Annotated in this window: 13 protein-coding genes; 11 read left to right on the forward strand and 2 right to left on the reverse strand. The window is 58.8% G+C overall.

Annotated features, from left to right (window positions below):
• Window positions 1–14 precede the first annotated feature (14 nt).
• Window positions 15–629, reverse strand: coding sequence for a hypothetical protein (locus FIV08_RS09010; RefSeq protein ID WP_152438076.1), 615 nt, complete (start codon window positions 627–629; stop codon window positions 15–17).
• A gap of 237 nt (window positions 630–866) precedes the next feature.
• On the opposite strand from FIV08_RS09010, the gene FIV08_RS09015 reads away from it, so the two are divergent.
• From FIV08_RS09015 to FIV08_RS09060, 10 genes are all read left to right on the forward strand, one after another.
• Window positions 867–1,892 carry a DUF58 domain-containing protein gene (locus tag FIV08_RS09015; RefSeq protein WP_106696030.1) on the forward strand — a complete coding sequence of 342 codons (1,026 nt, stop codon included), beginning with the start codon at window positions 867–869 and terminating at the stop codon, window positions 1,890–1,892.
• The gene (locus tag FIV08_RS09020) at window positions 1,889–3,979 is read left to right on the forward strand and encodes a transglutaminase TgpA family protein (protein ID WP_152438077.1); all 2,091 of its coding nucleotides are present in this window, start codon (window positions 1,889–1,891) and stop codon (window positions 3,977–3,979) included. Before FIV08_RS09015 ends, FIV08_RS09020 begins: the two co-directional genes overlap by 4 nt.
• Window positions 3,972–5,003, forward strand: coding sequence for a DNA polymerase III subunit delta' (holB, locus tag FIV08_RS09025; protein WP_152438078.1), 1,032 nt, complete (start codon window positions 3,972–3,974; stop codon window positions 5,001–5,003). The genes FIV08_RS09020 and holB overlap by 8 nt, the downstream gene beginning before the upstream one ends.
• A 106-nt stretch (window positions 5,004–5,109) precedes the next feature.
• Window positions 5,110–5,460 (forward strand): PilZ domain-containing protein, encoded by a 351-nt coding sequence (locus tag FIV08_RS09030; protein WP_058089697.1) that lies wholly within the window; start codon window positions 5,110–5,112, stop codon window positions 5,458–5,460.
• Between the two features lie 12 nt (window positions 5,461–5,472).
• On the forward strand, window positions 5,473–6,393 hold the full coding sequence (locus FIV08_RS09035) for an alpha/beta fold hydrolase (RefSeq protein WP_072677389.1): 921 nt from the start codon (window positions 5,473–5,475) through the stop codon (window positions 6,391–6,393).
• Complete coding sequence (locus FIV08_RS09040) at window positions 6,386–7,297, forward strand: DUF4892 domain-containing protein (protein WP_152438079.1); 912 nt, start codon at window positions 6,386–6,388, stop codon at window positions 7,295–7,297. Before FIV08_RS09035 ends, FIV08_RS09040 begins: the two co-directional genes overlap by 8 nt.
• A 4-nt stretch (window positions 7,298–7,301) precedes the next feature.
• Window positions 7,302–8,528: a patatin-like phospholipase family protein gene (locus tag FIV08_RS09045; RefSeq protein ID WP_152438080.1), complete on the forward strand. Its 1,227-nt coding sequence runs from the start codon at window positions 7,302–7,304 to the stop codon at window positions 8,526–8,528.
• Window positions 8,529–8,606: 78 nt separating this feature from the next.
• Window positions 8,607–9,512, forward strand: coding sequence for a 50S ribosomal protein L3 N(5)-glutamine methyltransferase (prmB, locus tag FIV08_RS09050; RefSeq protein WP_072677386.1), 906 nt, complete (start codon window positions 8,607–8,609; stop codon window positions 9,510–9,512).
• 36 nt (window positions 9,513–9,548) lie between these two features.
• On the forward strand, window positions 9,549–10,643 hold the full coding sequence (gene aroC, locus FIV08_RS09055) for a chorismate synthase (protein ID WP_106695687.1): 1,095 nt from the start codon (window positions 9,549–9,551) through the stop codon (window positions 10,641–10,643).
• A 30-nt stretch (window positions 10,644–10,673) separates the two neighbouring features.
• Window positions 10,674–11,819: an MFS transporter gene (locus tag FIV08_RS09060; protein ID WP_228715546.1), complete on the forward strand. Its 1,146-nt coding sequence runs from the start codon at window positions 10,674–10,676 to the stop codon at window positions 11,817–11,819.
• Here the strand turns inward: FIV08_RS09060 and FIV08_RS09065 are convergent, their stop codons facing one another.
• On the reverse strand, window positions 11,820–12,695 hold the full coding sequence (locus FIV08_RS09065) for a LysR family transcriptional regulator (protein WP_152438082.1): 876 nt from the start codon (window positions 12,693–12,695) through the stop codon (window positions 11,820–11,822).
• A gap of 119 nt (window positions 12,696–12,814) precedes the next feature.
• Between FIV08_RS09065 and FIV08_RS09070 the strand changes: the two genes are divergently transcribed.
• Window positions 12,815–13,012 carry a hypothetical protein gene (locus tag FIV08_RS09070; RefSeq protein WP_152438083.1) on the forward strand — a complete coding sequence of 66 codons (198 nt, stop codon included), beginning with the start codon at window positions 12,815–12,817 and terminating at the stop codon, window positions 13,010–13,012.
• Window positions 13,013–13,023 lie beyond the last annotated feature (11 nt).

A 13,023-nucleotide genomic window follows, 5' to 3' on the forward strand; every position in this document is an offset into this window, starting at 1 on the left:
TTGAGGGCTCTGAATCAGCGGTCGGGAACCTGAATGGACAGGTCGAATCCGCCACCGGGTCTTGGGGTTAGTTGGATTGGCCCCTCATTGATCCCGTGGGGAATATCAATGCGATCAATGCCCGGCGGATTACCGATACTGAAGTTCAGGTTCTGCCCGTCGAATCCGATTCCCAGTTGGTCGTTAAGAAACGTCTGGGTAAAAGGTTCGTCGGGTATCTGTGGTTGCTGGCCGAAAATGAGTTGTGGAAGGGTATCGGCAAAATTGGCCGGGGGTTGTGCCCGGGCCAGTTCCTCGGTTGGCAGCAGGAGAGCCCTGCGCAGGAATTCCTCCTCGGCGCTGCTCAGAGCGTCGGACTTGCCATCTTCCATATAGCGCTGGAGCGCTTCGCGGTAGGCTTCCTCTTCGGCTTCACTCAGAACCGGCTCGCCGGGCGAGATGGTCAGCGCCCTGATAATGCGCTGGCGATCCGCTTCGTTTCTTTGCTGGTCCCTTGGCACAACTATGACTGCGGAATCCTGAACATAGGTTTCCACCATCTCATCCGATGTCATCGTCTGAACGCCGGCCATGGCCGGAGCGGAGAGAGTGACGGCCATGGCCGTTGCAAGCAGTGTTGGGCGTGTCATGGCATAGCCTCTTGCGTTACCGGATCAGTTGAGGGGCGCGGCTGAGACTACTCTATTCAGTCAATACGCTTCCTTATCGGAGTATTCGGTTTGTCAGACAGTTTTTCAACCGGAAAGTGCCTGGTCTGTGATCAGAATCCGCAGTTTGGCAGTAAAGCTTTATGAGCGGCAGGATAATATGGTTTGATGCGTGCCGATAACGGGTGAACTTTTGAGGAAGAATGCGGCCTGATGGGCATGATAACGCGAAAACTCCGGCAACGATGGCAGCACTGGATTAACCGCAGGGTTCCCCGCGGAGACAGCCAGACGTTCAGCCAGAAAAACATCTTCATCCTGCCAACCGGTGCTGGGGTGGTTTTTGGTGTTCTGCTGCTGATCATGCTGATCACCGGTATCAATTACCAGAACAGCCTTATTTACCTCCTGACCTTCATTCTCGGGGCCCTGTTCGTCGGTGCCATGCATCAGACCCATCGCAATCTCTCGGGGCTGACGCTCGCCCTTATTCAGCCCGGCGAGGGCGAGGCCGGGGATGATGTACCGTTTCGATTCCGGGTCACCGCTGGAAAGGATAGCGGGCTTGCCATTGCGCTGTCGGTTGTGGATTCAAAGCTGGAAGGTGTCCATGTGCCGGCTGGCCAGGCCCGGGACGTTATTTTGCCCATTCCCTCAGCCCATCGTGGGTACCTTCGGCCAGACAAGGTTCGGATTGAAACCCGTTTTCCATTCGGGTTGCTCAAGGCCTGGTCCTGGTTGCGCCCGAGTTCGGCCGGCATTGCCTATCCCAGGCCACTGGTTGCTCCGGAGGTAATCAGCCAGGTGGATGACGGCAGTGAAGCCCGTTCTTCCGCGCCGGTGGCCGGTCAGGACAATGCCGACCTTCGGCCCTGGCGTGAAGGGGATATGAGCCAGCGGGTGATGTGGAAACGGTTTGCCCGCTCCGGGCAGATGGTGGTTGCCGATTGGGAAGGGGAGCAAGGAAGCCCCCACTGGCTGGATTTCAACGCTTTCCCGGGCGCGGATACTGAGCTCAGGCTCAGTTACCTGGCCTGGCTGGTGGCCGACCGGCTACAGAAAGGTGCAAAGTTTGGTTTGAACCTGCCGGGGGAGGTCATCGAACCCGACACCGGCCCAATCCATGGAGACCGGTGCCTGCGGGCGCTGGCGGTCTGGGGCGAAAAGCCGCCGAGAGAGCAGGATGCATTGCCGTTTGGTACCCGTAAAACCGTGGACGGCGCTACGGCGGGAGGCAGCGTATGAGCCGCCTGGTCGATGTACTTCTTGGTAGAAACCGCCGTTCCGAAGTACCGATAGATGCCATTCCTGGCACTGCGCTACTCTGGTTGATTGGCAGTTTTGCACTGTTACTGTTGCCGCAGTGGAACCGGTTACCCTGGTGGCTGATTGCCGCCTGCGTGGTGCTGGCCGGTTGGCGCTGGCTAGCCCAGAGTGGTCGGGTGCGATTGCCGGGGCGCTGGTTGCGTACGGGCATTATGCTGGTGTTGATCGGAGTCTACCTGGGCACTGTTCAGGGCCGCTTTACCGTTGATACTGCTGCGTCGTTCTTCGTATTGGCGGTGGGGCTCAAATGGCTGGAAACCCGCTCCGCCCGGGACTTCTATGTACTGTTTTTTATTCTGGTGTACCTGGCGGCTGTAAACTTCCTGTTCCAGCAGGACATCCTGTGGGCCCTGCTGACGTTTGCGGCCATTGCCTGCCTGCTGGTGGGACTGCAGATTCTCAATGCCCCGGATTTGCCCGGTTCATTGAAGGCGGGCTGGAAGCGGCTGGGCCTTTTGATGGTGAAAACCCTGCCGGTAGTCGTCCTGTTATTCGTGTTCTTTCCGCGTATGGCGCCGCTGTGGAGCGTCCCGCTGGTTTCCGGCGAGGCTCGCAGCGGTATCTCCGATACCATGCGCCCCGGCGATATTTCCAATCTGGCCCAGAGCAGTGAGCGGGCGTTCCGCGTGAGTTTTGGTGGTTCGATTCCGGAGTATCGGGATCGCTATTGGCGAGGGCTGATTCTCGATTATCTTGACGGCGAGACCTGGCGGCAGCGCGACCGGGATCCATTTCAACGCCCGGGCAGGGTGGCGGTGGATGGCGGCATTGGGGCGCTGGCGAGCAACCAGTACGATGTACTGATGGAGCCGACGGACCAACGATGGGCCTTCTCTCTGGAAAATTCCATTGCGGTGTCGGACAACGTGTTTGACGCAGGGGAAGACCTGTTCCGTTTCCGTCGCCCCGCAGATAGCCCGGTGCGCTACCGGTTGGCGATAGACCCCGGGCAAACCCGGCCGGGTAGTGAGCTCACCCAGGCAGTGCGTCAGCGCTACCTGCAATTGCCTGGCGAAGGGAACCCGCGCGCACGGGCATTAGCCAGTGAGCTGGCGGGCCAGTATTCCCCGGCCCAGGTGGTTAACGAGCTCATGCAGCGGTTCCGTAACGAAGAATACTATTACACACTGCGGCCACCGGCGATGCCCGACGATGGTGTGGATACCCTGTTGTTTGAGGAGCAGCGCGGGTTCTGTGCCCATTATGCGGGCGCTGCCACCTTTGTATTCCGGGCCGCTGGTATTCCATCCCGTGTGGTGGTGGGTTACCAGGGCGGAGATGCCGGCGCCGGGGGCGATTATCTCATTGTGCGGCAGTACGATGCCCATGCCTGGGTTGAGGTATGGCTGGAAGGCCGGGGCTGGGTTCGGGTTGATCCAACTGCTGCAATTGCTCCTGATCGTATTGAGTTCGGATTGCGGGAGGCGATGGCCGAAGAGGGCTCCTTCCTGGAGAACAACCTGACCTCTCCCCAGCGTTATGGCGATCTGGCGGTTTTGCAGTGGGCGTCGCTGCAGCTCGACCGAATAAACTACCACTGGCAGCGTTGGGTGGTGGGCTATCAGGGCCAGAGCCAGATGAACCTGATGTCCCGGCTGCCAGGGGGCATTGGCATGAAGGAGCTTGGCTACATTACTGCCGGGCTGGTTGGTTTTGCCCTTCTTGTGGCCGGGTTGGTGTCGGCGCTTTCAATGACCCGGGGAGCCCGTCAGGATGGCTTCAGGCGCGTGGTCGGATCATGGCACCGGCTGTGTGAACAGGCCGGTGTGCCTGTGCGCAGTGGCGAAACTCCGGTGGTGCTGGCGGAGCGCATGGCCGAGGCCCGGCCATCGGTGGCGGAGTCTGCCCGGATCTTTGCCCGGACAGTAAACAGCCATTACTATAGCTCTGCCTCAACCCGTCAGGCTGATGACGATACACGGCGGCTGAGGCGGCTACTGAAAACCATGAAGCGTCAACTCAAACGCAATCAGGAAACCGGATCCCGGATGCCGAAACATGACTGACATCGCACAGGAAATGCCCTGGCTGACCCGCGCCTGGTCGGCAGTGCAAAGCCGACTGGCACAGGATCGTTTGCCCCACGCATTGCTGGTAGTGGGTGAGCGTGGCGTAGGAAAGCGCGCCTGGGCCCAGGCAGTGGCCGGATTGCTGTTGTGTGAAACACCGGCCAAATCAGAATCCGGCGCGGCGGTGGCGTGTGGCCATTGCAAGCAGTGTGAGCTGATGGCTGCAGGCAGTCATCCGGATCTGCGGGTTTATACCCCGGAAAAATCGCGCATGGTGAAGGTTGACCAGATACGGGCACTCTCCACGTTTGCTGTTGCTTCGCCCCAGGTTGGTCACCATAAGGTCGCGATTGTTGACCGGGCAGATCAATTAAACATCAATGCCGCCAATGCGTTGCTGAAAACCCTGGAAGAGCCGTTGCCGGACGTGACGTTGCTGCTGTTGCAGGAGAGCGGTCGGCCGGTCCTGCCGACCATTCGCTCCCGTTGTCAGGCGCTGACCATACCCTTGCCGACAGCAGAGCAGGGCGGGCAATGGCTGGCTGCCCGCGTGGCTGAGCTGGACGAGGCAAGCCGGCCGGGGGCGGAGACCTTAGCCAAAAGCCTGATGCTGGCGGGCAATGCACCGCGGTTGGCGCTGGACTATGCCCTCGGAGATTTTTTGCCCCTTCGGGACAAGGCCTTTGAAGCATTCCGGCAGTTTATGAAAGGGCAGATCCCGGTTGGCGAAGCGGCTAAATCCTTCAAGGCCCTTGGCCTGGACGATTCGCTCTGGTTATTTGAAAGCTGGGCCGCGGATCTGGCGCGGGCCAGTGTGGGGGGGGCAGTATCTGACCCGGAAGCGGCGGACATGCTTGGTTATCTGGCAAACAACAATCCGCCGTGGCGGGCTCATCAGCTCCTGGACCTGGTCAGGGAAAGTCGCAGTGCCGCGGTATATAATGCCAGCCCGGAACTGGAGGCCAGCCAGCTTCTGATTGCCTGGCGGGAACTGATGCCAAGGAAGCGGAAAGCAAGCTGAGCTTTCTTCAATTTCAGCTGCTATGATTGTGAAATGTCAGGAAATTCCTGAAGCATTGTGGCAATGTTTAACGACACAAGAACTTCCAGCGTAAAAGGTATGTGATATGGGCCCAGGATTTGGCGCACGCAGCGGCATTCTCACCCTGACCATCAAGGACAAAGCGGTTCTGTACGCCGCCTATATGCCCTACATTCGGCAAGGTGGTCTGTTCATTCCTACCCAGAAGCAATATCAACTCGGAGACGAGGTGTTTTTGCTGCTCAACCTGATGGACGAGCCGGAGAAAATTCCGGTTGCAGGCAAAGTGGTGTGGATTACCCCGAAGGGTGCTCAGGGTAACCGTGCAGCAGGCATCGGTGTCCAGTTTAACGGTGACGATGAATCCGCAAGGACCAAGATCGAGTCTTACCTGGCAGGCTCGCTGAGCTCTGATCGCCCAACGCACACCATGTAGGACTCGCCTTGCATGACTGACACTGTGTTACCCGGCAGTGGGCACGACATTCCGGCCGGCTGCCGGGAGGCACGCTGGCCGCTCGATAACCTGACCCTTGCCGGCCTGACCTGGCATACGGACCCCTCGCACGAAGTTCGCTCCCCCATACTTATGGTGCACGGCTGGCTTGATAACGCCATGACATTCGCCCGGTTGGCGCCAGCGCTGGCCTCCGATGCCAGTGTTCACGCAATCGACATGGCTGGTCATGGCCACTCGGGGCATCGACCACCGGGCTATGGTTACTGGCTGATGGACTATGTGGCAGACCTCAGTGAATTGATTGACCATCATTTCCCGGAAAGCGAACGGTATCCCCTTGATCTGGTGGGCCATTCGCTGGGTGGTATCGTTTGTGCCCTGTATGCGGCAGCTTTCCCTGAGCGGGTGAGGCGGCTGGTGATGATTGACAGCCTGGGTGCCCTGAGCCGCCCCGCCAAGGAAACCATCCCCCAGTTGCGCCGGGCCTTGCAAAAAAAGCGGAACGGATCTGCACCTCCGGCGGTCTATCCCGATGTGGCGACGGCGGCGAGGATCCGTGAGGGCGGGCTCAGCCCATTGAGCGCCGAGGCTGCAGCATTGCTGGTGCCCAGAAACATGCGGGCTGAAGGAGATGGCTTTGTCTGGCGCACCGATGCACGGTTAAGGCATCCCACGCCTTTGATGATGACCGAAGAGCAGGTTCATGCCTCGCTGGCCGCCATCCAGACGCCAACCCTGTTCGTAAGAGCGTCGGAAGGGTTGTTGGCCAGCCGTGGCGGATTGGACAAGCGTGCAGAGCTGATACCCGACCTGACGACAGTGGACGTTCCCGGGGGGCATCATTGTCACCTGGATGGTGACACCACGCCGGTTGCACATGCTATAAAAAGGTTTCTATTCAATGAATAATCGTGCTGTTGTAATGAAACTCCGGAGCCTGTTGGCGTTTGCTGTGTTGGCTTTCGGTTCCGTGGTGTCAGCATCGGAGCTCGGCGAGCCGTTGGATGCGTTCGCCCAGTCGAGCCTTCAGTCGGCGCTGGACATTCGGTCGTCCGGGCACCTCGTGCTTATGAGCCCGGTTCGTGAGATACGCGGAGAGATCCGCTCGGATGTCATGGCCAGGCTGCCGGTGAACGGCAAGGGCCAGTTATTCGAAATCAACCGGGATGCGAGCCGCAGGGCCGCACAGGAACACTATCGGGGCGAGCTTCAGGCGCGAGGCGGCCAGATCCTTTTCGAATGTTCCGGAGTGGCCTGTGGTCGAAGCAACGTCTGGGCAAACCAGATTTTTGAGCAACCCAGGCTCCTTGGCCGGGATCAGGACCAGGACTACTTCGTCGGTGCCGTGGCGGATGTTGATGGCAACCGATGGTTGACCCTGGTGTACACCGTCACCCGTGGCAATCAGCGTGAATATGTTTGGGTTGAACATCTCCAGGTAGCAACCGGAGCGGACATTCCCGGCTTTCAGGCCTCTGCTGCACGGTTGCTGGGTCCCATTATTGTGCCCTGGCAGGGCGGTGTTACCCATCGGTTTGATTTGTCGACTACCGATCGCCGGCGGTTGGGAGAGTGGGCGGCAGAGGAGGGCGCCGAGGTGGTGCTCGCCGCGTTTTCTTCGCTGGAAAATGATGAAAGCCTGAATGATTCGATCGCAAGGGCGGAAAGGGCTGCGGGCGCCCTGGCCGACGTGCTGGCGAAATCCGGCGTCTCCCGGGAGCAGGTCCGCACCCTGGCCATCGGGCCTGGGGTGCAGGTAGCGGACCCTAACCGCACGGGTGACCGCATCGAAATTCTGGTAATCAAGAGGTAAGGGAATGTCCGGGGACACTAAGCCAGACGACCAACCGGTCGGCAGTGAGCAAGCGGCTGCAGAGGATGGCGTCAGCAAAGTATTGGCAAGTTCTGACGTATCGCCGGCCGAAGCTCCGGCCAATTCTGCACGCAAGCCCTCGCAAACCGGAAACGGCAAAACGGTCGCCTTGACCCTGGGTAGTGGCGGTGCCCGGGGTTACGCCCACATTGGCGCCATTGAGGTACTGCAGGAACGGGGTTACAACATTATCGCTATCTCCGGCTGTTCCATGGGCGCCCTTATCGGCGGTATGTACGCGGCTGGCAAGATGAAAGAATACAAGGACTGGGTGACCGGGCTGGGCCAGTTCGATGTCCTGAAACTGCTGGACGTTACCTTCACCTCGGTCGGCGCGATTCGGGGAGAGAAGGTCTTCTCGGTGGTCCGTGACATTCTGGGCGACACCCGGATCGAAGACTTGCCCATTGCGTTTACTGCGGTTGCCACCGATCTCCTTGCCCACAAGGAAATCTGGTTTCAGGAAGGGCCGCTGGATCGCGCCATCCGTGCATCCATTGCCATCCCGAGTGTTGTGACGCCTCTGGTGCTGGATGGCAGGGTGCTGGTAGACGGTGCATTGCTGAATCCCCTGCCGATTATCCCGACGATCTCTGCCCACGCCGATTTGATCATGGCCGTCAACCTGAGTGGCGAGGATGAACAGCCAAGGCGAATTCCCGATGCGGCATTTGCCGATGAAGACTCCGGCAGCGATATGGATGAATGGGTCGACGCCATCCGGGATAAGGCCTCCCGGTGGTTTGACTGGGATGCCATTAAGTCCCTGACTTCCAGGAAGCTCGATACCGGGGAATCTCCCGAAGAAAAGATCACCCGGGAGATGGCGAAAAAGCATAAAGAGAAGGATTTGAAAGCCCGGCAGGAGGAGCCCGAGAAGGCCGCTCATCACCAGAAACGGGATGACCACGAGACCATTGACTGGGACAAGCTGGGCATTGGCAAATTTGATGTGATGAACCTGACCATCGAAACCATGCAGAGTGCTCTGGTTCAATACAAGATTGCCGGGTATCCGCCTGATCTCCTGGTTAATATCCCCAAGAATGCCAGCCGAAGTTACGATTATCACAAGGCACCGGAACTGATTCAGCTGGGCCGGGAGCGTATGGCTGCCGCACTGGACCGGTTTGAGCAAAGCCGCAGCAGTTCCGGTCCGTTGGCCCTTTAATCTGTATGCGGGCTGCAGGCCTGTGCTTAATAGGCGTATAATGCCGCGCTACATTAGCCTGACCAGGAAGACGTTTTTGTGACCAGTCCAGTTGACGATCTACACACCATCCGGGACTTTCTGCGCTATGCCGCGTCACGGTTTGCGGCATCGCCGTTGTATTTCGGGCATGGTACCGACAACGTGTGGGATGAAGCCGTGCAGCTGGTGTTACGCAGTGTCCACCTGCCATTGGAGAACAACAATGTGTTTCTGGATGCGCGCCTGGTGCGCACAGAGCGCGAACTGATTGTTGAGCGCATTGAGCGCCGCATTAATGAACGCGTACCAATCGCCTATCTTCTGGGCGAAGGCTGGTTTATGGGTATGCCGTTCAATATTGATGAGCGGGTGCTGGTTCCCCGGTCGCCGATTGGCGAGCTGCTGGAGAATGGCCTGCAGCCCTGGTTGGGCAGCCAGCCCGTTCAGCGGATACTGGATTTGTGCACGGGTAGCGGTTGTATCGGTATCGGCGCGGCCACCGTCTTTGATGAAGCCGAGGTTGATCTGTCTGATATTTCCGAGGCCGCCCTCGAAGTGGCGGACTCAAATATCGAGTTGCACGGTCTGGAAGGGCGGGTTCAGACCATCCGTTCGGACGTGTTTGAGAGCATCGAAGGCCGTTACGACGTGATACTCAGCAATCCGCCCTACGTGGATGCTGAAGACATGGCGGACATGCCGGAAGAGTACCGTCACGAACCGGAGTTGGGTCTGGCTGCAGGCGACGATGGTCTTGATATTGCCCACCGTATTATCGCCGGGGCTGCAGAGCATCTTACCGAGAACGGTTTGTTAATCGTGGAAGTGGGTAACTCCTGGGGCGCCATGGACGACGCCTATCCGGACCTGCCGCTTACCTGGCTGGAATTTGATAGCGGCGGCGATGGCGTGTTTCTGGTAACGGCTGCCGACCTGCGCGAGTGGCAGGCCAGAAACAGTTAAAAAATATTTTATAAAACCTTTATAAAGTGCTGAATTATGTCGGGAAATACGTTTGGTAAACTGTTCACCGTAACCACATTCGGTGAGAGCCATGGGGCTGCCCTGGGGTGCATTATCGATGGCTGCCCTCCGGGCCTTGAGCTGTCAGAAGCCGATATGCAGAAGGATCTGGACCGCCGCAAGCCTGGGACTTCCCGCCACACCACGCAGCGGCGTGAGGCCGATGAAGTGCGCATCCTCTCTGGCGTGTTCGAGGGTAAAACCACCGGGACGCCGATTGGCCTGATCATCGAGAACACCGACCAGCGCTCCAAGGATTACTCCAAGATTTCCGAGCAGTTCCGGCCGGCGCACGCCGACTACACCTACACGCACAAGTATGGTGTCCGGGATTATCGGGGTGGTGGCCGGTCATCGGCCCGTGAAACAGCCATGCGCGTTGCTGCCGGCGCGGTCGCCCGCAAGTTTCTTGAGCAGCGTCTGGGCATTCGCATTCGTGGCTATCTGTCTCAGCTAGGGCCGATCAAAGCGGAAAAACACGATTGGGACCAGGTGCATCAGAACCCGTTCTTCTGTCCGGACGCCGATAAGGTGCCGGAAATGGAAGCCTATATGGACGCCCTGCGCAAAGAAGGGGATTCCATCGGTGCCCGCATCAACGTGGTCGCTGACGGTGTGCCGCCGGGACTGGGTGAGCCGATCTTTGATCGGTTGGACGCAGACTTGGCCCACGCACTGATGAGCATCAACGCGGTAAAGGGTGTGGAAATCGGCGCCGGGTTTGGCTGCATTGATCAGAAAGGCACTGAACACCGGGATGAAATGACGCCGGAAGGGTTCTTGTCCAATCACGCCGGCGGCGTACTCGGCGGGATTTCCTCCGGTCAGCCGATTGTTGCCAGCATTGCGTTAAAGCCCACATCCAGCCTGCGTTTGCCGGGCCGGAGTATTGACGTGCATGGTAATCCGGTTGAGGTGATTACCACTGGTCGCCACGATCCCTGCGTGGGCATTCGCGCCACGCCTATCGCCGAGGCCATGATGGCCATCGTGTTGATGGACCATTACCTGCGCCACCGGGGGCAGAATGGCGATGTGGAAGTGAGCACTCCGGTCATCGGCCAGCTTTGATCAAAGGGAGGTGACACCATCTACTGGCGGCTGTCTAACCTCTACTTCTGGTTCTTCGCACTCCTTGGAGGGCTTTTGCCTTATTGGTCCCTCTACCTGGAGGGGCAGGGGTTTTCCTATCTGCAAATCGCCACTTTGATGGCGACCATTCAGCTCACCAAAATTGTCGCGCCAAGTGTCTGGGGCTGGCTGGGGGATCGTTCCGGCCAGCGGGTGCGATTGGTCCGTTTTGGAGCCATTACCGGGTCGCTGTTCTTTGCCGGCGTGTTCATGGAACCCGGGTTCTATGGCCTGCTTCTGGTGATGCTGGCCTTCACCTTCTTCTGGAACGCGATCCTGCCGCTGTATGAGGTGATTACCCTACGGGCACTTGGCACGAGGAAAGACAAGTACGGCAAGGTTCGGCTCTGGGGCTCGGTGGGTTTTATCGGTGCCGTGGCTGTCGTGGGTGCCATTCTGGAGTGGGTTCCAGTCACTTATCTGCCCTGGCTGCTGTTGCCGGTCTTTGCGGGCATCGCGGTATCGGCGTTTCTGGTGCCTGCAGAGCGGGGCGAGCGTAAACCGCCGGCTCCCAAAGGCAGCCTGAAAGCCATCGTCACCCATCCTGCTGTGATTGCCTTCTTCCTGATGAACTTCCTGCTGCAGGTATCTCACGGTGCCTACTACACCTTCTTCAGTATTCATCTGGAACAACATGGCTACGGCAAGCTGTCGATTGGCTTGCTCTGGTCGCTGGGGGTGCTGGCGGAAATCGGACTGTTTCTGGTGATGCACCGGTTGTCGCATCGGTTCAGTGTGCGCCAGATTGTCATCGGGGCTCTGTTCCTGACCATGATTCGCTGGATACTCATTGCCGAATTGACCATGGTCGTGCCCATTCTCATCTTCGCCCAGCTGCTTCACGCAGCGTCCTATGGTGCGTTGCATGCGATTTCTGTGCAATACATTCAGGGGTTCTTTGGCAAGCATCATCATGGCCAGGGGCAGGCCTTGTACAGCGGTCTGACCTTTGGTGCCGGCGGCGCCCTCGGCGCCTGGATGTCCGGTTTTCTGGTGGAGGGCATCAGCACCTCCGCCGCGTTCTGGGGTGGCGCTGCCGCCATGGCTGTGGCCATCCTGATCACCTGGCGCGGCTTGCAACCCATGCCGAAGGTTGATGAGGAGACTGGGCGCTAATCAGCTCCTGATTTCTTCCGCTTCCACAATCTCAAGCAGCGCCCGGGCACCGTTGCTCAATTGCCGGCCACTCAGCGCGACGGCGCCAAGTACCCGGGAAACCGGGTGTCCAACGTCAAGCACCCGCAGGCTGTTGTCCAGCATGCTCACTGGCAGCACACTCCAGCCCAGGCCAACGCTGGTCATCATTTTGATGGTTTCCAGGTAGTTGGTGGGCATCAGGGGTTTCAGTGGCTGGTTCGCTTCCAGAAATAATCGGCTGACCACCCGGTAGGTCGCAGTGCTGGTGTCCGGCAACAGGGCCGGGTGTTGGGCCAGGTCTTCAAGCCGTGGGTGTTGCAGTTGTGCCAGCGGATGCTCCGCGCCAATGACAAAGGCCATCGGGTCTGGCCATTGCACCAAAATCCGGAACTCCGGGTTCATGCTGTCGCTGAGGGTGACGAACGCGATCTCGGCATTACGCTTGTTCATTTGGTGGTAGGCGGCGTCGGATTCCATAAACTGGAGATCCAGTGTTACCTGTGGGTATTCGCGGCGGTAGCGCCTTAGCCAGTTTGGCAGGTGGTGCAGGCCGATGTGGTGGCTGGCGATGAGCTGGAGTTCGCCTTCGATGGTGTCGGCGTTCGGGCTGAGGGCGAGGCGGGCGTTGTGTATTTCATCAAGGATTTTGCGTGCGTGGGGCAGGAGTCTGGCGCCGGCCTCGGTGACGCGGATTTCGCGGTTGCTTCGGTCGATGAGTTTGGTGCCAAGCTGGGTTTCGAGGGCGGCGAGGCGTTTGCTGATGGCCGGTTGTGTCAGGTGGAGTGTTTCGGCGGCTTCTGAGAAGGAGCCCTGGTCGACTATGGTCAGGAAGGCTTTCAGGGAGTTTGCGTCCATTTTTGTTGTCCCGCCTCTGGTTGGGATAATCCTCTGGTTCTGTGGCAGGTCCCGGCTTGCGGGGCACCTTTCCAAAAAACGCTACGAGCACATCCCTGTGCGCTTCGCTCCGGCCATCCATGGCCTACGAGATTTTTGGAAAGGTGCCCCGCAAGCCGGAACTCAAGCTTTGGGTTATAGCCGATCGATTCATTGGTTTTAAAGACGCCCCGATTATTGTCCGGGGCGCGACTGGGCGGGAAGGCTTTTCAAAACCGTTGAGGGCCATGGACGGCCCGAAACGAGTCCACATGGACGTGCTTGTAGGCGTGTTTTGAAAAGCCTTCCC

It is taken from the genome of Marinobacter sp. THAF197a, from assembly GCF_009363275.1.
Taxonomy (GTDB): domain Bacteria; phylum Pseudomonadota; class Gammaproteobacteria; order Pseudomonadales; family Oleiphilaceae; genus Marinobacter.

Coding starts and splice junctions, on each gene's coding strand:
- FIV08_RS09020 (WP_152438077.1), top strand. CDS start 1,889: ATGAGCCGCCTGGTCGATGTACTTCTTGGTAGAAACCGCCGTTCCGAA.
- FIV08_RS09040 (WP_152438079.1), top strand. CDS start 6,386: ATGAATAATCGTGCTGTTGTAATGAAACTCCGGAGCCTGTTGGCGTTT.
- FIV08_RS09070 (WP_152438083.1), top strand. CDS start 12,815: ATGGCCTACGAGATTTTTGGAAAGGTGCCCCGCAAGCCGGAACTCAAG.
- FIV08_RS09010 (WP_152438076.1), bottom strand. CDS start 629: ATGACACGCCCAACACTGCTTGCAACGGCCATGGCCGTCACTCTCTCC.
- FIV08_RS09035 (WP_072677389.1), top strand. CDS start 5,473: ATGACTGACACTGTGTTACCCGGCAGTGGGCACGACATTCCGGCCGGC.
- FIV08_RS09045 (WP_152438080.1), top strand. CDS start 7,302: ATGTCCGGGGACACTAAGCCAGACGACCAACCGGTCGGCAGTGAGCAA.
- FIV08_RS09065 (WP_152438082.1), bottom strand. CDS start 12,695: ATGGACGCAAACTCCCTGAAAGCCTTCCTGACCATAGTCGACCAGGGC.
- holB (WP_152438078.1), top strand. CDS start 3,972: ATGACTGACATCGCACAGGAAATGCCCTGGCTGACCCGCGCCTGGTCG.
- FIV08_RS09015 (WP_106696030.1), top strand. CDS start 867: ATGATAACGCGAAAACTCCGGCAACGATGGCAGCACTGGATTAACCGC.
- FIV08_RS09030 (WP_058089697.1), top strand. CDS start 5,110: ATGGGCCCAGGATTTGGCGCACGCAGCGGCATTCTCACCCTGACCATC.
- aroC (WP_106695687.1), top strand. CDS start 9,549: ATGTCGGGAAATACGTTTGGTAAACTGTTCACCGTAACCACATTCGGT.